Genomic DNA, 21,429 nt, shown 5'->3' on the forward strand with positions numbered 1-21,429 from the left:
GCATGGAACTTCTCAGTTATGCACTGGGCGCCCTGTCACCGGTGAATCTCGGGCTGGCCCTGCTCGGCGTGGCCTCGGGGATCGTCATTGGGGCCCTGCCGGGCCTCTCGGCCACCATGGCCGTGGCGGTGCTGGTGCCGGTGACCTTCGGCATGGCGCCTGAATCGGCACTGATCATGCTGGGGGCCATCTATACCGGGGCGATCTATGGCGGCTCCTATTCCGCCATCCTGGTCAACACGCCGGGGACCCCCTCGGCGATCGCCACGACCTTCGACGGCTTTCCCATGGCCAAGCGCGGCGACGGCGACCTGGCGGTCACCCTCTCCACGCTGGCCTCGGTGGCCGGGGGGCTGGTCGGGGTGCTCGCCCTGCTGACCCTGGCACCGCTGCTGGCCCAGGTGGCGTTGAGCTTCGGGCCCGTGGAGTACTTCTGGCTGGCGATCTTCGGGTTGACGCTGATCTCGGCCCTGTCCGAGGGTTCCACCCTCAAGGGCTTCATGGGGGCGGGGTTCGGGCTGCTCCTCTCGACCATCGGCGTGGCCGTGGTGGGCGGCGACATCCGCTATACCTTCGGCTCCCAGGTGCTGCTGGGCGGTATCGAAACGGTCTCGGCGTTGATCGGCCTGTACTGCATCCCGGTGCTCATCGACCTGGTCGCGACCCCCGAGGCCCATCTCAAGGTCGACGAGGAACGGCGCGGCATCCGCCTGCGCGAGGGACTGGGGCATGCCTGGCTCGGCAAGCTAAACCTGTTGCGCTCGGCCTCCATCGGCACGGTGGTGGCGATCCTGCCCGGCGCCGGAGGCTCCATCGCGAGCCTGGTATCCTACTCCGAGGCGCGCCGCGCGGCCCGGGATGCCTCGAGCTTCGGCAAGGGCAACCCCCAGGGCGTGCTGGCTACCGAGGCGGCCAACAACGCCACCGTGGGTGGCGGCTTCATCCCCACACTGGTGCTGGGCATACCCGGGACCCCGCCGGATGCGGTGATCCTGGGGGCGTTGCTGGTGCAAGGCTTTCGCACCGGACCGGAACTGTTCACCACCAATGCCAGCATCACCTACACCTTCGTCGCCGGCCTCTTCCTGGCGACCTGCCTGTTACTGCCGCTGGGGCTGCTGATCGGCCGCTATGCCTTCAAGTCGATCATCACCATTCCCAAGGCACTCCTGGTGCCGACCATCGCCTTCATGACGGTGATCGGTACCTATGCCATCCGCAACAGCGTCAGCGACGTGCTCATCATGCTGACCCTGGGCGTGGTGGGCTGGCTGCTCAATCGCTATGGCTTCCGGCCATCGCCCATCGTGCTGGGCCTGATCCTGGGGCCCATCGCCGAACAGGGCTTCGTGCAAGGCTTCCTCATGGGGCGGGCCAGCGGGGCCATCGTCACGACCTTCTTCGGCGGTCCCATCAGCCTGACCATCATCGCCCTGTCGGTGCTAAGCGTCTTCTATCCGCTGCTCAAGGAGCGCCGCGCCCGGCGTCGCGGCCATGACAATGGCAGTTCCCACCAGGAGGCCTCCCCATGACGGATGCGAACCGCAAGCTTCAGGCCGCCTGTTCGGCCCGTTCCGAGTTCCTGCTGCCCCTACTGTTCATCGCCTTGAGCGGAGTGTGCATCTGGCAGGCTCGCGACATGAGCCAGCTCGGGGCCGTTTTCCCTACCACCATCGCCCTGGTGACACTGGTCGCCGCCGTGATGCGGATCGGCCAACTGGCCCTGCGAGGAGTGCGCAGCAATGTCGGGCGAGGCCGGGGCTCGACTCCCCGCCGGGTACTGCTGGTGCTCGCCATGGCCGCCTGGGCGCTGGCCATGCCCTGGGCCGGCTTCCTGCTGGCGGGGTTGGCGAGCTTCGTCACCCTGATGCTGATCGCCCAGCACGAGCCCTGGACGCCGCGTCGGCTGATGGGACACCTGATCACCGGTGGCGTGCTGGTGGGGTGCTTCTACGGGCTCTTCGCGCTGCTGCTCAATGTCCCGCTGCCGGTGGGCAGATGGTGGATGGGCTGAGGAGTCGTTGTCGCGGCTGGAGTACAACAACCATTCCCGGGCCCGGCCCGGTGCAAGGAGATACCATGGTCAAGATCGTGATTTCCGAGTTCATGGATGAGGGGGCCGCCGCCAGCCTGGAGGACCGCTACGAGGTGGTCTTCGACACCGGCCTGGTGGAGGATCGTCCGGCCCTGCTGGCGGCCGTGGCCGATGCCGAGGGCATCATCGTACGTAACCGCACCCGAGTGGATGCCGAGCTGCTGGACGCCGCGCCGCGGCTCAAGGTGGTCGGCCGCCTCGGGGTCGGCCTCGACAACATCGACTTGGCCGCCTGCGAGGCTCGGGGGGTGGTCGTCAAGCCGGCCCATGGCGGCAACGGCAGCTCGGTGGCCGAGTACGTGCTGACCGGCGCCCTGATGCTGCGTCGCCGGAGCTACTTCGCCAGCGCGGCCATGCTGGCGGGAGAGTGGCCCCGCCAGGCGCTGATCGGCTGCGAGGTGGCCGGCAGCACCCTGGGGCTGGTGGGTTTCGGCGCCATCGCCCGGGAGACCGCCCGGCGTGCCCGGGCCCTGGACATGTCGGTGGCGGCCTTCGATCCCCACCTGGCGGCGGATGCCCCGGAGTGGGCGGACGTGACCCGCCACGAGCGCCTGGAGTCCCTGCTCGCCGACGCGGACGTGATCAGCCTCCATGTACCCCTGACCGAGGCCACCCGCCATCTGATCGATGCGGCGGCCCTGGGCCGGATGAGGCCCGAGGCGGTGCTGATCAACGCCGCCCGCGGCGGCACCGTGGACGAGGCGGCCCTGGGCGAGGCGTTGCGCGAGGGGCGGCTGGCCGGCGCCATGCTGGATGTCTTCGAGCAGGAACCGCTGCCCGCGGGTTCGGTGCTCGAGGGCGTGCCCAATCTCATCCTGACGCCGCACATCGCCGGCGTCACCGAGGAATCGAATGCCCGCATCAGCCGGATGACCGCCGACAACGTCCGGGATGTCCTGACTCAGGCAGCGGAGGTGTCCTCATGAGCGAGAGCGTCGCACTCGGGATCGGCCAGGCCCGGGAACTGGCCCTGGCCGCCATGCGCGGCCGGGGGTTCGGCGAAGCCGAGGCTGCGGCCACCGTGGAAGCGCTGCTGGCCGCTGAGCGCGATGGGTTGCCGTCCCACGGCCTGTCACGCTTGTCCTTCTACCTGGATCAGGCCGCCAGTGGCAAGGTCGATGCCTCGGCGGTGCCTCGAGTGGAGAGCGACGGTGCCGTGGTGCGCGTCGATGCGCACCATGGCCTGGCCTTCCCGGCCGTGGCCCAGGGGCTCGAGGCCGGCTATGAATGCGTCGCGCGGCTGGGAACGGCGGCGGTGTCCATCGCCCGGTCCCACCATTTCGGCGTCGCCGGGGCACCGGTGGAGGCCGCGGCCCGACGGGGCTACCTGGCCCTGGCCTTCAGTAATGCGCCCTCCGCCATGGCGCCCTGGGGGGGCAATCGTCCGCTGTTCGGCACCAATCCCATCGCCTTCGCCTGCCCGCGCCGGGAGGCCGATCCGCTGCTGCTCGATCTCTCGCTGTCCAAGGTGGCCCGGGGCAAGGTCATGCTGGCCAAGAAGAAGGGGGAGCCGATCCCGGAAGGCTGGGCCCTGGATGCCGAGGGGCGGCCGACCACCGAACCCGAGTCGGCACTGGCGGGCAGCATGGTGCCCGCCGGCGACGCCAAGGGCGCGGCCCTGGCGCTGATGGTGGAGCTGCTCACCGCGGGGCTCGCCGGCAGTCATTTCGGCTTCCAGGCCTCGTCGTTCTTCGACGCCGAGGGCGAGCCGCCGGGCATCGGCCAGCTGATCCTGCTCTTCGATCCGGCCCGCTTCTCGCCCGGTTTCGTCGACCATGCCGAGACGCTGTTCGCGGCCATGCAGGACCAGCCGGGCGTCCGGCTGCCCGGGGATCGCCGCTACGCGCTGCGCCGCGAGGCTGACGACCGGCTGACCCTGTCCGCCGCCCTGGTGGCGGAACTGGAGGCCCACGCCGCCGCGGGATGAGCCATCACGCTCCCGGGGCAGCCCCGGTCGACTCGCGAAGCACCAGGGGGGCATCCAGCAGCTGGCGAGGGGGCCTGGCCTCGCCGCCGATGCGGGCGATCAGGTCATCGGCCACGCGATGGCCGATCTCGATCGCCGGCACGGCCACCGTGGTCAAGGGGGGCGAGAGAAAGCGCGCCTGGGGAAGGTCGTCGAAGCCGGTGACCGAGAGTTCCTGTGGCACTCGCACTCCTGCCCGCTGGGCGGCCAGCATGACGCCGAAGGCCAGAGTATCGTTTCCGCAGAGTATGGCCGTGGGCTGCGTCTCCAATCCCATCAGCGTCTCGAAGGCCTGGGCGCCCTCGGCGATGCCGTATTCCACCGTGACGATGCGCTCCGACGGCAAGGTGAGGTCGCCCGCCTCGATGCCTTGTCGAAAGCCCTCTAGCCGTTTACGGGCCCGGTCGTTGCCCTCGGTGGGAGCGCTCACCACCGCCAGTCGACGGTGACCGAGGCTCAGCAGGTGCTCCGCCAAGAGACGGGCCGGCGCGGCATTGTCGAAGCCGATGCAGGGCCAGGCCGGATCGTCCTCGGCGTGCCAGCAGCTCAGGAAGGGCAGCCGGCGCCGCTCGAGCAGGGGGGCGACCGCGGGGCGATGATCATGGCCGATCAGTACCACCCCGTCGATCCCTTGCTGGACCAGGGTGCGCAGGGCCTGGAACTCGTCTTCCAGGTCATAGCGGTAGGTGGCGATCAACAGCCGGCAGTCGTGATGCTTGAGGCGCTGCTCCAGGCTGTCGATCATGGCCCCGAAGATGGGGTTGTCCAGAGTCGGCACCAGGGCCCCGATGGCGCCGATTCGCCGCGAGGCCAGGGCTCGGGCACTGCCGTCGGGCACATAGCCGAGCCGGTCGATGGCGGCCTCGACGCGTTCGCGCAGACGCTCGCTCACATGGGGTGCCCTGTTGAGGACCCGCGAGACCGACGCCGTCGAGACCCCTGCCTCCCGAGCCACGTCCTCCAGCAGCGTGCGCTGCATCTCCTTGCTCATGGTGATTCCCGCCTCCCGATCGGCCCCGTTCAGGATCTCGTCAGCCTGGGGCAAGTTTTTGCTGGACAAGTCCTATAGAGGAGTCTAGGTTGAACTCATCGCGGATGTAAGCGCTTACAAAATGCCTGCTCGCAGTATAGCCCTCGACGGGGCGCCGGCAAGTTCGAGCGTATCCCCGCGGAGCGGAGGAGGGAGCTCTTCCCGCCTCGTGAACAATAACGACACGCTGGAGCCAACGACGATGACGGATTCCCCACGCAAGGCAAGCGGGCCCGGGACCCTGAGCGGCCTGATGTGGCTGGCCCTGGGCTTGTTCGCCGTCTTCTTCCTTAACGTCGCCGTCCAGCGCTTCCGTCCCGGGCTGCTGGACATTTCCGCGGCCCAGGAGGCGGCGCTGCTGGTGATCGCCACGGCCTGTTTCATCTCCGCCTGTCTCAGGCTGGAGTCACGACAGACCCCCACGCCATGACCGCGAGTCTGGCCGAGGTTCAACAACAACCATGAGGAGCACGCTGATGTCACTGTTCGAAAAGACCTCCAACCGCCCGTCCCACGACAAGGGCGAGCCCAGCCGGCCGGAGCGCCGGGCGTTCATGGGCGCCGTGGGGCGTTACGGGTTCACGGCCGCGGTGGTCGGCGCCGTCGGCGGCGCCCTGTTCTCGCAGCGCGCCATGGCCGCTACCTCCCAAGAGGAGAGCGAGAGGGAGGCCGCCGCCGAAACCACCCTGGTGATGGCCACCGGCTATACACTGGGCGCCTCCCGGGCCTATCCGATCATGCAGCTCAACTTCAAGGAGAACCTGCAGAACTTCACTGGCGGGCGACTCTACGTGAAGCTGGCTCCCGGCGGCCAGCTGGGGGCCGGCGGCGCCCTGATCACCAAGGTGCAGAACGGCACCATCGCCATGGCGCAGCATTCCATCTCCAACCTCTCGGCGTTCGCTCCCGAGGTCGACCTGATCAACATCCCCTACTGGTGCGGTGAGAACCAGCGACTGGTCAACCTGGTCACCTCGCAGCCCTGGCGGGACGTCGTGCATCACAAGGTCGAGGAGCGCGGCTTCAAGGTGCTCAACTATATCTGTATCGATCCGCGAACCGTGGCGGTACGCGATGGCCTGCTCGACGGGCCGGTGCGCACCCCGGAAGACATCTCCGGCATCAAGTTTCGGGTACCGTCCTCGGAGATCCTGCAACAGGTCTATCGTCTGGCCGGCGCCAACCCTACGCCGGTGGCCTGGGGCGAGACCTCCTCGGCCATGAAGCAGGGGGTTGCCGATGCCCTGGATCCCAGCGTCCAGGCACTGCTGGTGTTCGGTTTCACCGATGTCTTGGCGAGTATCTCCACCATCCAGTCGGTGCCCGATGCTCAGGTCTACACCTGCAACAAGGCGTGGTTCGACGCCCAGCCTGCGCCGATCCAGGAGGGTATCCTCCAGGCCGCCGACGTGACCTTCCGCGAGAACCTGGCCAAGGTCCCGGCGGCAAGGGCCTATGCCTATTACAAGATGCGCGAGGCCGGGGTCACGGTCTACTCGCCCACCGAGGACGAACTGGCCCAGTGGAAGGCGCGCTGTGGCCACCAGCTCGCGGCCTGGGACGATACCAAGAAGCGCCTGGCCGGGTCCCTGGAGGTGTTCGACGAATTGCTCGCGGCTACGGAGGTGTCGAATGGCTACTACGTCGACAGCAATGCCTAAACACTCGGCCTGGCGGGCCTTCCGCCTGCGCTGCGATCGCATCGATCGCAAGAGCGAACGCTGGCTGCTGCTGACCTTCTATGCGCTGATCATCCTGACGGTCGCCATCGAGGTCATCCGCCGCTTCGCGCTGAACTATTCGTCCGTATGGGGCGAGGAGCTGGCGCGTTATGCCTTCATCTACCTGGCCTGGATCGCTGCCGCGGCGGCGGTCCGCGACCGCGCCCACATCCGCATCGACGTTCTGGTCAATCTCGGCGGCCCGCGGATGCAGCGTCTGGCCTGGTGGCTCTCCGATATCGCGACCCTGGTGCTGGCCGTCTGGGCACTCTGGTTGTCGGTCTCGCCGGTCCTGACGTCGCTGCACTTCGGCTCGGTGACGCCAGGGCTGCGGCTGTCCCAGGCCGTCTTCCTGGCGGCGATTCCCATCGGCTTCCTGCTGATCGCGTCGCGGGTGGTCCAGACGATGCTGGCGGACATCCGTCGCATGCGTCGTGGTGAGCCGCCCTTCGACGGCCACAAGTTGTTCGACTGAGGAGGTCTGTCATGGAATTTCTTGCTGTGCAGCAGGCCGCCGCCGATCTGGGCTGGACCTTCTACCTGCCCCTGGCGGTCCTGGTCGGGTTGATCGTGCTGGGCGTGCCGATCTGGGTGGCCATCGGCCTCGGAACCCTGGGCATGTTGACGATGACCGAAGCGCTGCCGCTGTCGGTGTTCGGCGAGTCGTTGTTCGAGGGCATCAATGCCTTCGCGCTGATCGCCGTCCCGCTGTTCATCCTGACCGGGGATGCGCTGGTGCGCTCGGGGCTCTCGGACAAGCTGCTCGACGTGGCCGAGGCCAGCGTCGGCGGCATGCGCACCGGGCTCGGCAGTTCCACTACCCTCGGCTGTGGCTTCTTCGCCTGTATCTCGGGCTCCGATGCCGCCGGCGCCGCCGCGGTAGGGCGCATGACGATCCATCGGCTGGTAGAGCGCGGCTATCCCTTGCCGGCCGCCTGCGCCCTGGTCGCCTCGGGCGCCTGTACCGGCATCCTGATCCCGCCCTCCATCGCCTATATCGTGATGGGCCTGGTGCTCGGCATGTCGGCCTCCACTCTGTTCCTGGCCGCTGCCATCCCCGGGGTGCTGGTGATGCTCTCGGTGATGGTCACCAACGTGATGCTCAACCGGATGAATGGCTTCGAGGGGGATCGGGCGCCGTTCTCCTGGCGCCGCTGGGTCGCCACGGTCTGGGATGCCCGCTGGGCGCTGTTCGTGCCGGTGGTGATCCTGGGCGGTATCTACTCGGGACTCTTCACCCCGACCGAGGCCGCCTCGGTAGCCGTGGTGGTGGTGGTGATCATCGGCCTCTACCAGGGACGGCTGTGTCTCGGCGACATCCCTCGGATGCTGGAATCCTCGGCACGGGTCTGCGGCGTCATCGTGCCGATCATCGCCGTTTCGCTGCCCCTGGCCCAGACGCTGGCTAGCCTGGACATCCCCCAGACCTTGGTCGGCGGCATCGGCGAACTGACGGATTCTCCGATGGTGATGATCCTGCTGATGATCGGCATCCTTATCCTGGCGGGTTGCGTGATGGAGACCACACCCAACATCGTGATCCTGGCCCCCCTGCTGCTGCCGGTGGCCCAACAGGCGGGCATGAACGACTTCCATTTTGCCATCCTGATGGTGACTACCTTGGGGCTGGGCTTCATCACGCCGCCGCTGGGACTCAATCTCTTCGTGGTGTCGGGGCTGACCCGCTGCTCGGTGCTGGCCATCGCCCGCTATGCCTTCCCCTTCGTGCTGGGCATGCTGATGGTCGTGCTGCTGATCGCCTTCGTGCCCTGGCTATCCACCTGGGGACTCTGATCGACCCGGAGCACTATCGCCCCCAAGAGGATAATGACCACCGAGAGGTTTTCGGAAAAAATTGTAAGCGCTTACAAAAATGGCCGGAATACGGCAAGCGCCGCCAGGAAGCAGGTGTGGTGCATGCCTAGGCCACTACCCATGGCGGGCCGGCAGGCCCCCGCCCCATGGCCCTGAGGGGCCCCGGGGCACCAACGACAACAACCGCAATAGAGAGGACCGAACGATGGCGACCCACTACTACAAGAAGGCCGAGAAGAACGCGTCCACCGGCTATGACCAGACCCAGGAGATCGTCTCCCGCATGCTGGCCGAGATGGAAGCCGAGGGCGAGAGCAAGGCGAAGGAGTACTGCTGCACCCTTGATGGCTGGGAAGGGGACGTGGTGGTCGGCCGCGAGCAGATCGAGGCGGCCAAGGCCAAGGTGCCCGAGCAGCTCAAGCAGGATATCCACTTCGCCTACGAGCGGGTCAGCCGCTTCGCCGCCGCCCAGCGCGACAGCATCGGCGAGTTCGAGACCGAGCTGTCCCCGGGGCTGTTCGCCGGACAGAAGCTGATCCCCATGGAGACCGCCGGTTGCTACGTGCCCGGTGGACGCTACGCGCACATTGCCTCGGCGATAATGAGCGTGGCCACCGCCAAGACGGCGGGCGTCAAGAACGTGGTGGCCTGCTCGGTGCCCCGGGACGAGAACGGCATCCACCCGGCCATCCTTTATGCCATGGACCTGGCCGGCGCCGACACCATCCTGCAGATGGGCGGGGTGCAGGGGATCGCCTCCATGGCCTTCGGGCTCTTCACGGGCAAGCCGGCGGATATCCTGGTCGGTCCCGGCAACCGCTTCGTCGCGGAGGCCAAGCGCCAGCTGTTCGGTCGCTGCGGCATCGACATGTTCGCCGGCCCGACCGAGATCGGCATCATCGCCGACGAGCAAGCGGACCCGTCGATAGTCGCTGCCGACCTGGTGGGCCAGGCCGAGCACGGGCCGGATTCCCCCGCCTGGCTGTTCACCACCTCCCGTGAGCTGGCCGATGCCGTGACCGAGCGGATGCCCGGCCTGATCGCGGCCCTGCCCGAGACCCAGCGCAAGGCGGCGGATGCCGCCTGGCGGGACTATGGCGAGATCATTCTCTGCGAGACCCGCGAGGAAGTCGTCGAGGTCAGCGATCGCTATGCCTCCGAGCACCTGGAGCTGCAGGTCGCCGATCTCGACTGGTGGATGGAGCGGCTCACAAGCTACGGTTCGCTGTTCGTCGGCGAGGAGGCCACCGTGGCCTTCGGCGACAAGTGCTCGGGGACCAACCACATCCTGCCCACCAAGGGGGCGGCCCGCTATACGGGCGGTTTGTGCGCCCAGAAGTTCCTCAAGATCGTCACCTACCAGCGCCAGAGCCGAGAGGCGACCCGCGGCGTGGCGGCGGCCACCGCGCGGCTGTCGCGCTGCGAGGGCATGGAGGGCCACGCCCGCACCGGCGACGTGCGCCTGGCCAAGTATTACCCGGACGAGACCTTCGATCTGGTGATCGCCGAGGAGGTGTGAGATGCGGCCAAGCTTCGAACTCGACGGGCGGGTGGCCCTGGTCACCGGTGGCAGCAGCGGGCTGGGACGCGCCATGGCCGAGGCCCTGGCCGCCGCCGGTGCCCGGGTGGTGGTCGCCGCTCGGCGGCGGGAGGCCCTGGAGGCGAGCGTGGCGGCGATCGAAGCAGAGGGCGGCCAGGCGGCCGCCCTCGTCGCTGACCTCGCCGATCCCGCGGCCCTGGAAGACGTCGCGCAGCGCGCCGCCGAGCCTTTCGGCCCGGTGACCATTCTGGTCAACGCCGCCGGCGTCAACCTTCGCCAGCCCATCGAGGAGGTCGACCTGGCCTCCTGGCAGCTGACCCTGCAGCTGCACCTGGGCACGCCCTTCTTCCTGTCCCGGGCCCTGGTGCCCGGCATGCGCGAGGCCGGCTACGGGCGCATCATCAACCTGGCCTCGCTGCAGTCCCGGCGGGCCTTTCCCGACAGCGCTCCCTACGGCGCCGGCAAGGGCGGCATCGTTCAGCTCACCCGGGCCATGGCCGAGGCCTGGTCGCGGCACGGCATCAACGCCAACGCCATCGCCCCGGGCTTCTTCCCCACCGAGCTGACGGCGCCGGTTTTCGAGGACCCGGCCTCGGCCGAGGCCCTGGCCGCGCGGACCGCCGTCGGCCGCAACGGCACCCTGGCCGACATCGCCGGGCCCACCGTCTTCCTGGCCTCGCCGGCGGCCGGCTACGTCACCGGCCAGACCCTCTATGTCGATGGCGGCTTCACCGCCAAGTGACGCCCAGGAGCCTGTCGGGTTTGACCGATCGTCACGAGAATCACGGATTTCGAGTGAAATTCATCGATCGATTGAGGCAAATAGCGCGCTATTTAACGAGATGGATCGAATGGAGTTGGCCGAAAGCACGGGGTTCGCAGTAGATCAGCGAAAAGCCCAACAGGCTCCTGGCCAAGGAGATCATCATGCAAGCACTCTATTATGTCGGGCCCGAGCGCCTCGAGCTTCGCGACACCGAGGAGGCGCCGCTGACCGAGGGCGAATCCCGGGTGCGCATCCAGGCCACCGGGATCTGCGGCTCCGACCTGCACGCCTACCACGGCCATGACCCTCGCCGCCGGCCGCCGCTGATCCTGGGCCACGAGGCCGCCGGGGAGGTCATCGAGGGAGTCCTGGCCGGAAAGCGGGTGACCATGAACCCGCTGATCGTCTGCGGCCATTGCGACTACTGCCTGGAAGGACGACAGAACCTCTGCAGCAATCGCACCATGATCGGCATGACCCGTCCCGGGACCTTCGCCGAGACCCTGACCATCCCCGATCACTGTCTGATCGAGCTGCCCGATTCCCTGGACGCCGTGGCCGCGGCCCTGACCGAGCCGACCGCCACCGCCCTGCACGGCATCAACCGCCTGGAGCGGGCCCTGTCACGACCGCTCTCCGAGGCCCGGGTGCTGGTCATCGGCGCCGGTGCCGTGGGCCTGCTGGCGGGGTTGATCCTGCGCCACAAGGGTGTGCGCCACCTGCGGCTCGCCGATACCAATCCGTTGCGTCGGGAGACAGCAGGGAGGGCCGGTCTCGTGGCCTTCGACCCTCGCGACGAGAGGCCGGCGGAGGATGCCTTCGAGGCGGTCTTCGACTGCGTGGGGGCCGCCCCGACCCGAGACATGGCCACCGCGGCCGTGCGCCCCGGCGGCGCCGTCATGCACCTCGGCCTCCAGGACAACGAGGGCAGTCTCGACGTGCGCGCGATCACCCTCAAGGAGGTGTCTTTCCTGGGCGCCTACACCTACACGCCCTCCGACCTGCGGGCCACCGTCGAGCTGCTGGATTCAGGGGCCCTCGGGCCGCTGGACTGGGTGGAAGTGCGCCGGCTGGAGGAGGGCGCCGAGGCCTTCGCGGCTCTGGTCGCCGGGAAGATGCCGGCGGCCAAGGTGATACTGGCACCCTGAAGCCGAGCTACCTTTCCTGGCAAGGGACGGCCGGGAGGGCCCAGGCACGGGGAGGCGCACGATCACGCACATCCCTTTGGCTCTGCGGGTCTCGGGCGGGAACCGCCGCCGTGCAGGGCGGTCCCCATTCCTTCCTGTTACGTTAACGTCAGTCAGTGGTGGTGCCCCGCCTGACTTGTCGGCGCCTGACGCCCTGGGGTACCGCGATGACGTGGCGGCACTCGCCATTCGCCTGTCATGACGTTAAGGTCGTTGGCCGATGATCCGAGGGATCGCAATCAGTCAAACGATTGTATTATTTTCGCCGGTCGATGATACCGGGACCCTTGTTTTAGTATTGCCAATATGTCTTAGTAGTGAGTCTTTTATTCTTCGAAGCGATTAAACACAACACGTGGGAGAGCTAGAGTGAAGATCGGAGCCCCCAAGGAGCGTGCCCCGGGAGAAGCGCGAGTCGCGCTGACGCCCGAGAGTGCGCAGCAGATCCAGAAGCTGGGACACGAATGTCTGGTCGAGGCCGGCGCCGGCGAGGCCGCCGGCTTCGATGACGCGGCCTATCGCGACGCCGGCGTCACCGTCGTCGAGGGTGCCAAGGCGCTCTGGGATGCCGCCGACGTGGTGGTCAAGGTGCGCGAGCCTTCCGAGGAGGAGGCCGGCTACCTGCGCCGGGACCAGACCCTGATCTCCTTCTTCTGGCCCGCCCAGAACGAGGCCCTGCTGGAGCGGTGCCGCGACACCGGCGCCAACGTCATCGCCATGGACATGGTGCCCCGGATCTCCCGGGCCCAGAAGATGGATGCCCTGTCCTCTACCGCCAACATCGCCGGCTACCGCGCGGTGATCGAGGCGGGCAACCAGTTCGGTCGCTTCTTCACCGGCCAGGTCACCGCGGCGGGCAAGGTGCCGCCGGCCAAGGTGCTGGTGGTCGGCGCCGGCGTGGCCGGCCTGGCGGCCATCGGCACCGCGACCAGCCTGGGTGCCGTGGTCCGCGCCTTCGACGTGCGTCCCGAGGTGGCCGAGCAGATCGAGTCCATGGGCGCCGAGTTCCTGTTCCTCGACTTCGAGGACAGCCAGGACGGTTCGGGCACCGGCGGCTATGCCGCGCCCTCGAGCCCCGAGTTCCGCGAGAAGCAGCTGGCGCTGTTCCGCGAGCAGGCCCCGGACGTGGACATCGTCATCACCACGGCCCTGATCCCCGGCCGGCCGGCGCCCAAGCTGTGGCTGGAGGACATGGTCAAGGCCATGAAGCCGGGCTCGGTGATCGTCGACCTGGCCGCCGAGAAGGGCGGCAACTGCGACCTCACCGTCCCCGACGAGCGCATCGTCACCGACAACGGCGTGATCGTGGTCGGCTACACCGACTTCCCGTCGCGGATGGCCACCCAGGCCTCGCTGCTCTATGCCACCAACATCCGGCACATGCTCAGTGATCTGTCGCCGGAGAAGGACGGCACCATCGATCACAACATGGATGACGACGTCATCCGCGGTGCCACCGTGACCTACCAGGGCGACATCACCTTCCCGCCGCCGCCGCCCAAGGTGCAGGCCATCGCCGCGGCCAAGCCGAAGCCGAAGGAGCCCGAGCCCACGCCGGAGGAGAAGAAGGCCGCCGAGCATGCCGCCTTCGTGGCCCAGACCAAGCGCCAGGCCACCCTGCTGGGGGTCGGCGGGGCGCTGATGCTGCTGCTCGGCCAGGTGGCGCCGGCGTCGTTCATGCAGCACTTCATCGTCTTCGCCCTGGCCTGTTTTGTCGGCTTCCAGGTGATCTGGGGCGTCAGCCACTCCCTGCATACCCCGCTGATGGCGGTGACCAACGCCATCTCCGGCATCATCGTGCTGGGGGCGGTGCTGCAGATCGGCTCGGGCAGCGCCCTCGTGGGGCTGCTGGCGGCCATCTCGGTACTGATCGCCACCATCAACATCGTGGGGGGCTTCCAGGTCACGCGCCGGATGCTCGCCATGTTCCAGAAATCTTGAGCGGCGGAGACTGATACATGTTGGGACAAGGATTCGTATCTGCCGCCTCGATCGCGGCAAGCGTGCTCTTCATCCTCTCCCTGGGAGGGCTGAGCAATCAGGAGAAGGCCAAGCGAGCCGTCTGGTACGGCATCATCGGCATGGCCGTGGCGGTGTTCTTCACCGCCTTCGGCCCGGGCATCGGCGGCTACTGGTGGATGGTGCCGATGATGATCGTCGGCGCCATCATCGGCGCCTACGTCGCCAAGAAGGTCGAGATGACCGAGATGCCGCAGCTGGTGGCGGCGCTGCACAGCTTCGTCGGCCTGGCGGCGGTGTTCGTCGGCTTCAACGCCGACCTGGAGCGTCGCCGCGTGCTGGCCAGCCAGCTCGCCGGCGGCGACACCGAGGGCTTCTCGGCCTTCGCGGCCCTGGTGGCCCACAAGACCCCGGCCGAGCTCACCTTCCTGCAGATCGAGGTGGTGCTGGGCGTGTTCATCGGCGCGGTGACCTTCACCGGCTCGGTGATCGCCTTCGGCAAGCTGGCCGGGAAGGTCGACGGCAAGCCCCGCCAGTTGCCCGGCGGCCACCTGCTCAATGCCGCCGCGGCCGGCCTGTCCGTGGTGCTGGCCATGCTCTACCTCAACGGCGCGGGCTTCTGGACCCTGCTGCTGCTGGCGGCCCTGGCCTTCTTCATCGGCTGGCACCTGATCATGGGCATCGGCGGTGCCGACATGCCGGTGGTGGTGTCCATGCTCAACAGCTACTCCGGCTGGGCGGCGGCAGCCATCGGCTTCACCCTGTCCAATGACCTGCTGATCGTCACCGGTGCCCTGGTGGGCTCCTCCGGTGCGATCCTTTCCTACATCATGTGCAAGGCGATGAACCGCAACTTCGTCAACGTGATCCTGGGGGGCTTCGGCGGCAGCAAGGGACCGGCCGCCGAGATCGAGGGCGAGCAGGTGGCCATCGACACCGCCGGGGTGGCCAGCGCCCTGAATGACGCCGACAGCGTGATCATCGTCCCGGGCTACGGCATGGCGGTGGCCCAGGCGCAGAACGCGGTCAGCGAGCTGACCCGCAAGCTGCGCGGCGCCGGCAAGAACGTGCGCTTCGGCATCCACCCGGTCGCGGGGCGCCTGCCGGGCCACATGAACGTGCTGCTGGCCGAGGCCAAGGTGCCCTACGACATCGTGCTGGAGATGGACGAGATCAACGACGACTTCGCCGACACCGACGTGGTGATCGTCATCGGCTCCAATGACATCGTCAATCCGGCCGCCCAGGAGGACCCCAACAGCCCCATCGCCGGCATGCCGGTGCTGAAGGTCTGGGAGGCCAAGCAGGTGTTCGTCTGCAAGCGTGGCCAGGGCACCGGCTACTCGGGCATCGAGAACCCGCTGTTCTTCAAGGAGAACACGCGGATGCTCTACGGCGACGCCCGCTCGAGCATCGACAATCTGGTGCCGATGATCGACTGATCGCCCCGGCGCTACGCTCGACCCTCATGACGCCCCCTAACGGGGGCGTTTTTCGTTACAATCGCCGGACCATTTCCAGTCCCGGGGCGACCATGTCCGACGATCGCAACAACAGGGTGGCGGTGCTCGGGGGCGGCAGCTTCGGCACCGCCCTGGCCAGCATCGCCGCCGACAACGGCTTCGAGGTACGCCAGTGGCTGCGCGATCCCGAGCTGGTGGCGCAGATCAACTGCGAGCACCGCAACGGCCGCTACCTGCCCGACTACGCCATCAACCCCGCCGTGCGCGCCTCGACGGCCTTCGAGGAGGTGTTGCCCGGCGCCGGCCTGGTGCTGGTGGCCATTCCCTCCAAGGCCTTCCGCGAGGTGGTCCGACTGGCCCGCCCCTGGCTGAAGCCGACCCAGATCCTGGTCAGCACCACCAAGGGCATCCAGGAGGAGGGCTTCAAGCTGATGAGCCAGATCCTCGAGGAGGAGACGGGCTTTCCCCATATCGGCGTGCTGTCCGGCCCCAACCTGGCCACCGAGGTGGCCGAGCGGCAGCTCACCGCCACGGTGATCGCCAGCCAGGACCCGCTGACTCGCACCCGGGTTCAGAGCGTGCTGGGCTGCGACTACTTCCGGGTCTATGCCAGCAACGACCGTTACGGGGTCGAGCTGGGCGGGGCGCTGAAGAACCTCTACGCCATCGCCGCCGGCATGGCCGCCGCGCTGGGCATGGGCGAGAACACCCGCAGCATGCTGATGACCCGGGCGCTCGCCGAGATGAGCCGCTTCGCCGTCTCTCAGGGGGCCAACCCCATGACCTTCCTGGGGCTGGCGGGGGTCGGTGATCTTATCGTCACCTGCTCGTCTAGCCGGTCGCGCAACTACCGGGTCGGCTTCGCCCTGGGCGAGGGCAAGGCCCTGGACGAGGCCGTGCAGGCCCTGGGCCAGGTGGCCGAGGGCGTCAACACCGTACGCCTGGTGCGCGACAAGGCTCGCCAGGAAGGGGTCTACATGCCCATCGCCGAGGGGCTCTACCAGGTGCTCTTCGAGGGCGTGCCGGCCCGCGAGATGGCGAGGATGCTGATGCAGGGCGAGCAGAGCAGCGACGTGGAGTTCGTGCTGCCCCGGGAGGACGTCCAGCAGGACCGTCGGGAGCGGGGAGACGCCAATGGCTGAGCCACTGCTGATCATGCGCCACGGCGAGGCCGGGCCGGGCAGCCCCGATCCCGCGCGCGAGCTGACCGCCCGGGGACGGGACGAGGCTGCCCGCATGGGTGTCTGGCTGGCCGGGCGGGACGACCTGGCGCTGGACCGGCTGCGGCTGGTGGCCAGCCCGTACCAAAGGGCGCAGCAGACCGCCGCGGCGATGGGCGAGGCGCTGGGCCTCGCGGTGGAGACCCTGCCCCTGATCACCCCGGACGACCCGCCCGGGGCGGTGGTGGACTGGATGCTGGCGCAGGACGACGACCGCCCCCTGCTGCTGGTCAGCCATATGCCGCTGGTCGGCGCGCTGGCCGGCCTGCTGGTGGAGGGCCGCGCCGATCGCGGCCCGGGCTTCCCCACCGCCGCCGTCGCCGAGCTCGACGCCGAGGTCCGGGCCGCCGGCTGTGCCCGTCTGGCGCGTTTCACCGCTCCCAGTGATATCGCCTGAACAAGGAGCCGAGATGAGCTATATCGTCAACAACCGGGTCTTCGTGAATCCGGGCTACGAGGAAGAATTCGAGGCCCGCTTCCGGGCCCGGGCCGGGGAGATCGACCGGCAGCCCGGATTCAAGGCCATGCGGGTGTTGCGTCCCCAGGGCAACCAGGCGCCCTACGTGGTGGAGACCGAGTGGGAAAGCCAGGACGCCTTCCGTGCCTGGGTCGGCAGCGACGACTTCAAGCGCGCCCATGCCAATCCGCTGCCGGCGGAGGCCACCGCCGAAGGCGGGGGCCTGGAGCAGTTCGAGGTGGTCGAGGGGACCCTGGCCCGGGGCAAGCTCGGCTGAGGCGTCGAGTCCGGCAGGCGCCTAGATCAGCCCGGCGGCGCGCAGACCGAACACTCCCAGGGTGACGGTGATGCTGGCCAGCAGGGTGCTCAGGGCGATGATGTTGGCGGCCAGGGTCGCGTTGCCGCCCATCGCCTTGACCATCACGAAGCTGGCGGCGGCGGTGGGGCTGGCGAAGAAGGCGAAGAGCACCCCCAGTTCGCGCCCGGTGTAGCCCACCAGGCAGGCCGCGGCCGTGGCCAGCGCCGGCAGGGTGACCATCTTCATCAGGCTCGCGCCGAGCGCCAGGCGCCCCTCGGGGCCGGCCGCGGCGGACAGCGACAGGGTCGCGCCGATGCACAGCAGCGCCAAGGGCAGGGTCAGGGAGGCGAAGTATTCCCCCGAGGTCAGCAGCCAGCTCGGCAGGTCGAGACCCAGCGCCGCCACGGGCACCGCGGCCACCACCGCCAGGATCAGCGGGTTGGTCGCCACCTGGGCGGCCAGGCTCCGCCAGTCGGTGGCCGCGTCCGGCTGGTAGCGGGACAGGGCCAGCACCGAGAGGGCATTGTAGGTGAGGATCACGACCCCCAGCAGCAGACCGCCCGCCGACAGGCCCGCCTCCCCGTAGAGGCCGGCGGCCAGGGCCAGCCCCACGACCCCGCAGTTGCCGCGGAAGGCGCCCTGGACATAGATGCCCCGCTCGGCCCGGGGCACCCGCAGCCTGGCCCAGCCCCAACTGAGCAGGAAGGTGACCAGGGTGGCCAGGGCGAAGAACCCCAGCCAGCCGACGTTCAGGGTGGCCTCGAGGTCGGCCTGGACGATGCTGAGGAAGATCAGCGTCGGCAGGGTTCCCCGAAACACCAGCATCGAGGCGGTGGACACGAACCCCTGGTCGACCCAGCGTAGCCGTTTCAGTACCAGGCCGAGGAAGACCATGGCGAAGATCGGCAGGGTGACGTTCAGGGTCTCGAGGAAGACGGCGGCGAGGCTCATCCCCGGGCCAGCCACAGGCCGACGACGACGGCGGCGAAGACGGTGAGGAAGAAGACCCGGTTGCGGGTCCGGGTGTCTCGGGGCGGCTTGTCGGATTTCACGCAGGGCTCCGTTGATCAGGTGGCCGAAAGGCGACTTGGCGCCCCATGGTATTCCCGTTAGCCTGCTATCGCCACTCGCGGCCGCAGGCCCCCAACCGGAAGATGTCATGCGCCCAACCGCCAACTCCCGCCCCATTCCGCTCGTCTTCGCCCATGCCAACGGCTTCCCGGGCCTCAGCTATCGCGGCTTCCTGGCGCCGCTGGCCGAGCGCTTCGATGTCCATCCCCTGGACCGGCTCGGCCACCACCCGGACTTCCCCGTGGGGCACAACTGGCTGGCCCTGCGCGACGAGCTGTTGAGCCACCTGGCCGACTATCGAGAACCCGTGGTGGGCGTCGGGCACTCCATGGGCGGGGTGCTGATGGCCATGGCCGCGGAGCAGGCGCCGGAGCGCTTCCGTTGCGTGGTGATGCTCGACCCACCCCTGATGCTGGGCCTGGATGCCCTGGCCATGAAGGCGATCAAGCGCCTGGGGCTGGTGGATCGCTTCACGCCGGCGGGCAGGACCCTGGGGCGCCGCACCACCTGGTCGAACGCCCGGGCCATGCGCGACTACCTGCGCCGGCGGGGACTCTTCCGCCGCTTCACCGACCAGGCGCTGACCGATTACGTGGAGGGCGGCACCCGCACGCTCGACGACGGGCGGGTGGTCCTGCTCTACGATCCCGACATCGAGGTGGCGATCTTCCGTCACCTGCCCGACCACCTGGACGACCTGCCCGAGCGCCTCCAGGTGCCGGTGGGGGTGCTGGCCGGTCAGGAGTCGGACCTGCTGATCCCGCGCCGCCGCCGCCGCCTGCGTCGTCGCGGCGTGCGCGTCGGCGAGGTGCCGGGCGGTCACATGTTCCCCATGGAGCATCCCGAGGCGGCCCGTCGCGCCCTGCTGGAGATGATCGACACCCTGACGGGAGGCCGGTCATGACGCCTCGCGCCCTGACCCTGGCCGGAGGGCGACTGGCGGCCCTCGCCTGGGGCGAACCGGGGGCTCCCGCCTGGCTGGCCCTGCACGGCTGGCTGGACAACGCCGCCAGCTTCTCCCGCCTGGCACCGCGTCTCGTCGCGGACCTGGGCATTCGCCTCGTGGCGCTGGACTTCGCCGGCCACGGCCATTCCCGCCACCTGCCGGGGGAGGGCGATTACGCCATCTGGGACTACTGCCACGATGTGCTCGACGCCCTGGACGACCTGGATCTGGAGCGGGCGCCGCTGCTGGGCCATTCCATGGGCGCCGGGGTCGCCTGCCTGGTCGCCGCCGCCTTCCCTGAGCGCGTGGCGAGGCTGACGCTCATCGACGGGCTGGGCGTGCTGACCACCGAGGCGGGGCAGGCGGCGGCGCAGTTGCGCAAGGGGTTGCGGGCCCATCGCCGGCCGCCATCCCGGCCGCCGCGCTATCCTGATAGGGAGACCGCGGTGGCGGCACGGGTGGCCGGCGGGGCCACGCCCATCGACCCGGCGACGGCTCGGCCGATGGTGGAGCGCAACCTGATCGACGACGACGGCCATGTCCGGCTGCGCACCGATCCCAGCCTGCTCCGACCCTCGCCGGTGCGGTTCTCGCCCGAGCAGGCCCGGGGCCTGCTGGGCGCGATCCGATGTCCGGTGCTGTGCCTGGAGGCCGAGGCGGGGATCCTCGCCGGACGGGCGGCCGCCCAGGATGCTGGTCGGGCGATCGGGGACATGCGGCGTCGGGTGCTGCCGGGCGGCCATCACCTGCACTTGGAGCCGGATCGGGCCGACCGGGTGGCCGAGGCGATTTGCGAGGAACACGAACGAGGGGGGGCGGCATGAGGCGGTGGCACCGAGGTGGGCCGGAGGGCAAGCGGGTGTCCCTGGTGCTGGGCAGTGGCGGCGCGCGGGGCTATGCCCACATCGGCGTGATCGAGGAGCTCGAGGCTCGCGGCTACGAGATCGTCGCGTTATCGGGGTGCTCCATGGGGGGGCTGGTGGCGGGCGTGCATGCGGCGGGTCAGCTCGATCGCTATCGGGACTGGGTGTGCCGTCTCGACTATTTCGATGTGCTGCGCCTGGTGGACGTCACCTGGAGCCCCATGGGCGCCATGCGTGCCAACAAGGTCATGAGCAAGCTCGACGAACTGGTCGGCGACATCCGGCTGGAGGACCTGCCGATCCCCGTGACCACGGTCGCCACCGACCTGACCCGCCAGCGCGAGGTATGGTTCCAGCATGGTCCCCTGCTCGATGCCATCCGTGCCTCCATCGCCGTCCCCGGGGTGATCACGCCGGTCCACCGGGGCGACCAGGTGCTGGTGGACGGCGGGCTGCTCAATCCGTTGCCGATCATGCCCACCGTCTCCTCGCATGCCGATATCGTCATGGCGGTCAACGTGACCGCCCAGAGCTCGCAGCCGGTATCCCTGGAGTCCCTGCTGCCTCCGGAAGAGGCCGCCGAGGAGCAGGCTCGGGAGCAGGCCCGGGAGCAGGGCGGTGGCGTGGATTTCGGGGGCTGGATGGAAGGCGTGAGAGGGGCGACCCGGCGCCTGCTCGACGGCCTCGGTACCGGAGGCGGCGCCGAGGGCGAGGAGGACGACGGGGTCGCGCGAGGGCGGCGCGCCTGGGGGCGGCTGGACATGATCCTGGCCTCGTTCGACATCACCCAGGCGGCGCTCGCCAAGTACAAGATCGCCGGCTATCCGCCCGACGTGCTCATCGAGGTCCCCAAGACGGTCTGCGGCGCCTACGAGTTCCATCGTGCCGAGGCGCTGATCGCCTTGGGCCGGCACCTGGCACGCGAGGCGCTGGAGCGGCGAGAGCGGGGCAACGGACAGGTCGTCGAGGCGCCGGCGCTGGTGTCGCAGGGGCCGGACCCCGATGCCGACGACGCGGACGCCGAGCCGTGAG

The 21,429-nt window shown here is 68.8% G+C and carries 21 protein-coding genes; 19 read left to right on the plus strand and 2 right to left on the minus strand.

What is annotated here, in order from left to right; all coding sequences use genetic code 11:
• Nucleotides 1-2 precede the first annotated feature (2 nt).
• From BEI_RS04185 to BEI_RS04200, 4 genes are all read left to right on the plus strand, one after another.
• Complete coding sequence (locus tag BEI_RS04185) at nucleotides 3-1,532, plus strand: tripartite tricarboxylate transporter permease (protein ID WP_097788334.1); 1,530 nt, start codon at nucleotides 3-5, stop codon at nucleotides 1,530-1,532.
• Nucleotides 1,529-2,014: a tripartite tricarboxylate transporter TctB family protein gene (locus BEI_RS04190; protein WP_097788335.1), complete on the plus strand. Its 486-nt coding sequence runs from the start codon at nucleotides 1,529-1,531 to the stop codon at nucleotides 2,012-2,014. Before BEI_RS04185 ends, BEI_RS04190 begins: the two co-directional genes overlap by 4 nt.
• 65 nt (nucleotides 2,015-2,079) lie before the next feature.
• Nucleotides 2,080-3,021 carry a hydroxyacid dehydrogenase gene (locus BEI_RS04195; RefSeq protein WP_097788336.1) on the plus strand — a complete coding sequence of 314 codons (942 nt, stop codon included), beginning with the start codon at nucleotides 2,080-2,082 and terminating at the stop codon, nucleotides 3,019-3,021.
• Entirely contained in the window at nucleotides 3,018-4,022 is a 1,005-nt protein-coding gene (locus BEI_RS04200; RefSeq protein ID WP_097788337.1) for an Ldh family oxidoreductase, read from the plus strand. The genes BEI_RS04195 and BEI_RS04200 overlap by 4 nt, the downstream gene beginning before the upstream one ends.
• 4 nt (nucleotides 4,023-4,026) lie before the next feature.
• On the opposite strand, the gene BEI_RS04205 is transcribed toward BEI_RS04200, so the two are convergent.
• Entirely contained in the window at nucleotides 4,027-5,052 is a 1,026-nt protein-coding gene (locus tag BEI_RS04205; RefSeq protein WP_097788338.1) for a LacI family DNA-binding transcriptional regulator, read from the minus strand.
• Nucleotides 5,053-5,293: 241 nt separating this feature from the next.
• Between BEI_RS04205 and BEI_RS04210 the strand changes: the two genes are divergently transcribed.
• The 12 genes from BEI_RS04210 (at nucleotide 5,294) to BEI_RS04265 (ending at nucleotide 17,496) form a co-directional block, all read left to right on the plus strand.
• Entirely contained in the window at nucleotides 5,294-5,521 is a 228-nt protein-coding gene (locus BEI_RS04210) for a hypothetical protein (protein ID WP_097788339.1), read from the plus strand.
• Between the two features lie 46 nt (nucleotides 5,522-5,567).
• Entirely contained in the window at nucleotides 5,568-6,752 is a 1,185-nt protein-coding gene (locus BEI_RS04215; RefSeq protein ID WP_097788340.1) for a TRAP transporter substrate-binding protein, read from the plus strand.
• The gene (locus BEI_RS04220) at nucleotides 6,745-7,287 is read left to right on the plus strand and encodes a TRAP transporter small permease (protein WP_097788341.1); all 543 of its coding nucleotides are present in this window, start codon (nucleotides 6,745-6,747) and stop codon (nucleotides 7,285-7,287) included. The genes BEI_RS04215 and BEI_RS04220 overlap by 8 nt, the downstream gene beginning before the upstream one ends.
• An 11-nt stretch (nucleotides 7,288-7,298) precedes the next feature.
• The gene (locus BEI_RS04225) at nucleotides 7,299-8,606 is read left to right on the plus strand and encodes a TRAP transporter large permease (protein ID WP_097788342.1); all 1,308 of its coding nucleotides are present in this window, start codon (nucleotides 7,299-7,301) and stop codon (nucleotides 8,604-8,606) included.
• 226 nt (nucleotides 8,607-8,832) lie between these two features.
• On the plus strand, nucleotides 8,833-10,146 hold the full coding sequence (gene hisD, locus BEI_RS04230; RefSeq protein ID WP_097788343.1) for a histidinol dehydrogenase: 1,314 nt from the start codon (nucleotides 8,833-8,835) through the stop codon (nucleotides 10,144-10,146).
• Between the two features lies 1 nt (nucleotide 10,147).
• Nucleotides 10,148-10,909 carry an SDR family NAD(P)-dependent oxidoreductase gene (locus BEI_RS04235; RefSeq protein ID WP_097788344.1) on the plus strand — a complete coding sequence of 254 codons (762 nt, stop codon included), beginning with the start codon at nucleotides 10,148-10,150 and terminating at the stop codon, nucleotides 10,907-10,909.
• A gap of 185 nt (nucleotides 10,910-11,094) precedes the next feature.
• Nucleotides 11,095-12,081, plus strand: a complete 987-nt coding sequence (locus BEI_RS04240) for a zinc-dependent alcohol dehydrogenase (RefSeq protein ID WP_193765153.1) — start codon at nucleotides 11,095-11,097, stop codon at nucleotides 12,079-12,081.
• A 408-nt stretch (nucleotides 12,082-12,489) separates the two neighbouring features.
• Nucleotides 12,490-14,061 carry a Re/Si-specific NAD(P)(+) transhydrogenase subunit alpha gene (locus BEI_RS04245; RefSeq protein WP_097788346.1) on the plus strand — a complete coding sequence of 524 codons (1,572 nt, stop codon included), beginning with the start codon at nucleotides 12,490-12,492 and terminating at the stop codon, nucleotides 14,059-14,061.
• Between the two features lie 17 nt (nucleotides 14,062-14,078).
• Entirely contained in the window at nucleotides 14,079-15,521 is a 1,443-nt protein-coding gene (locus tag BEI_RS04250; protein WP_097788347.1) for an NAD(P)(+) transhydrogenase (Re/Si-specific) subunit beta, read from the plus strand.
• A gap of 92 nt (nucleotides 15,522-15,613) precedes the next feature.
• Nucleotides 15,614-16,684, plus strand: coding sequence for an NAD(P)H-dependent glycerol-3-phosphate dehydrogenase (locus BEI_RS04255; RefSeq protein ID WP_097788348.1), 1,071 nt, complete (start codon nucleotides 15,614-15,616; stop codon nucleotides 16,682-16,684).
• A complete protein-coding gene (sixA, locus tag BEI_RS04260) occupies nucleotides 16,677-17,159 on the plus strand; it encodes a phosphohistidine phosphatase SixA (protein ID WP_097788349.1) in 483 nt (160 codons plus the stop codon). The genes BEI_RS04255 and sixA overlap by 8 nt, the downstream gene beginning before the upstream one ends.
• A 13-nt stretch (nucleotides 17,160-17,172) precedes the next feature.
• Entirely contained in the window at nucleotides 17,173-17,496 is a 324-nt protein-coding gene (locus BEI_RS04265; RefSeq protein WP_097788350.1) for an antibiotic biosynthesis monooxygenase family protein, read from the plus strand.
• Nucleotides 17,497-17,517: 21 nt separating this feature from the next.
• On the opposite strand, the gene BEI_RS04270 is transcribed toward BEI_RS04265, so the two are convergent.
• Entirely contained in the window at nucleotides 17,518-18,468 is a 951-nt protein-coding gene (locus tag BEI_RS04270) for an AEC family transporter (protein ID WP_097788351.1), read from the minus strand.
• A gap of 208 nt (nucleotides 18,469-18,676) precedes the next feature.
• Here BEI_RS04270 and BEI_RS04275 point away from each other — a divergent pair, with 208 nt between their 5' ends.
• The 3 genes from BEI_RS04275 to BEI_RS04285 are packed head-to-tail and all read left to right on the plus strand — an operon-like array spanning nucleotide 18,677 to nucleotide 21,428.
• Nucleotides 18,677-19,492 carry an alpha/beta fold hydrolase gene (locus BEI_RS04275; protein ID WP_097788352.1) on the plus strand — a complete coding sequence of 272 codons (816 nt, stop codon included), beginning with the start codon at nucleotides 18,677-18,679 and terminating at the stop codon, nucleotides 19,490-19,492.
• Entirely contained in the window at nucleotides 19,489-20,358 is an 870-nt protein-coding gene (locus BEI_RS04280) for an alpha/beta fold hydrolase (RefSeq protein ID WP_097788353.1), read from the plus strand. Before BEI_RS04275 ends, BEI_RS04280 begins: the two co-directional genes overlap by 4 nt.
• The gene (locus BEI_RS04285; RefSeq protein WP_097788354.1) at nucleotides 20,355-21,428 is read left to right on the plus strand and encodes a patatin-like phospholipase family protein; all 1,074 of its coding nucleotides are present in this window, start codon (nucleotides 20,355-20,357) and stop codon (nucleotides 21,426-21,428) included. Before BEI_RS04280 ends, BEI_RS04285 begins: the two co-directional genes overlap by 4 nt.
• The last annotated feature ends 1 nt before the right edge of the window (nucleotide 21,429 follow it).

This window comes from Halomonas beimenensis (genome assembly GCF_002549795.1).
Taxonomy (GTDB): Bacteria; Pseudomonadota; Gammaproteobacteria; order Pseudomonadales; family Halomonadaceae; genus Halomonas; species Halomonas beimenensis.

Excerpts from the sequence above, each read along its gene's own strand:
- hisD (WP_097788343.1), top strand. The coding sequence starts at position 8,833 with ATGGCGACCCACTACTACAAGAAGGCCGAGAAGAACGCGTCCACCGGC.
- BEI_RS04220 (WP_097788341.1), top strand. The coding sequence starts at position 6,745 with ATGCCTAAACACTCGGCCTGGCGGGCCTTCCGCCTGCGCTGCGATCGC.
- BEI_RS04195 (WP_097788336.1), top strand. The coding sequence starts at position 2,080 with ATGGTCAAGATCGTGATTTCCGAGTTCATGGATGAGGGGGCCGCCGCC.
- BEI_RS04280 (WP_097788353.1), top strand. The coding sequence starts at position 19,489 with ATGACGCCTCGCGCCCTGACCCTGGCCGGAGGGCGACTGGCGGCCCTC.
- BEI_RS04225 (WP_097788342.1), top strand. The coding sequence starts at position 7,299 with ATGGAATTTCTTGCTGTGCAGCAGGCCGCCGCCGATCTGGGCTGGACC.
- BEI_RS04265 (WP_097788350.1), top strand. The coding sequence starts at position 17,173 with ATGAGCTATATCGTCAACAACCGGGTCTTCGTGAATCCGGGCTACGAG.
- BEI_RS04210 (WP_097788339.1), top strand. The coding sequence starts at position 5,294 with ATGACGGATTCCCCACGCAAGGCAAGCGGGCCCGGGACCCTGAGCGGC.
- BEI_RS04190 (WP_097788335.1), top strand. The coding sequence starts at position 1,529 with ATGACGGATGCGAACCGCAAGCTTCAGGCCGCCTGTTCGGCCCGTTCC.
- BEI_RS04250 (WP_097788347.1), top strand. The coding sequence starts at position 14,079 with ATGTTGGGACAAGGATTCGTATCTGCCGCCTCGATCGCGGCAAGCGTG.
- BEI_RS04200 (WP_097788337.1), top strand. The coding sequence starts at position 3,018 with ATGAGCGAGAGCGTCGCACTCGGGATCGGCCAGGCCCGGGAACTGGCC.
- sixA (WP_097788349.1), top strand. The coding sequence starts at position 16,677 with ATGGCTGAGCCACTGCTGATCATGCGCCACGGCGAGGCCGGGCCGGGC.
- BEI_RS04270 (WP_097788351.1), bottom strand. The coding sequence starts at position 18,468 with ATGAGCCTCGCCGCCGTCTTCCTCGAGACCCTGAACGTCACCCTGCCG.
- BEI_RS04235 (WP_097788344.1), top strand. The coding sequence starts at position 10,148 with ATGCGGCCAAGCTTCGAACTCGACGGGCGGGTGGCCCTGGTCACCGGT.
- BEI_RS04275 (WP_097788352.1), top strand. The coding sequence starts at position 18,677 with ATGCGCCCAACCGCCAACTCCCGCCCCATTCCGCTCGTCTTCGCCCAT.
- BEI_RS04185 (WP_097788334.1), top strand. The coding sequence starts at position 3 with ATGGAACTTCTCAGTTATGCACTGGGCGCCCTGTCACCGGTGAATCTC.
- BEI_RS04240 (WP_193765153.1), top strand. The coding sequence starts at position 11,095 with ATGCAAGCACTCTATTATGTCGGGCCCGAGCGCCTCGAGCTTCGCGAC.
- BEI_RS04205 (WP_097788338.1), bottom strand. The coding sequence starts at position 5,052 with ATGAGCAAGGAGATGCAGCGCACGCTGCTGGAGGACGTGGCTCGGGAG.
- BEI_RS04255 (WP_097788348.1), top strand. The coding sequence starts at position 15,614 with ATGTCCGACGATCGCAACAACAGGGTGGCGGTGCTCGGGGGCGGCAGC.
- BEI_RS04285 (WP_097788354.1), top strand. The coding sequence starts at position 20,355 with ATGAGGCGGTGGCACCGAGGTGGGCCGGAGGGCAAGCGGGTGTCCCTG.
- BEI_RS04215 (WP_097788340.1), top strand. The coding sequence starts at position 5,568 with ATGTCACTGTTCGAAAAGACCTCCAACCGCCCGTCCCACGACAAGGGC.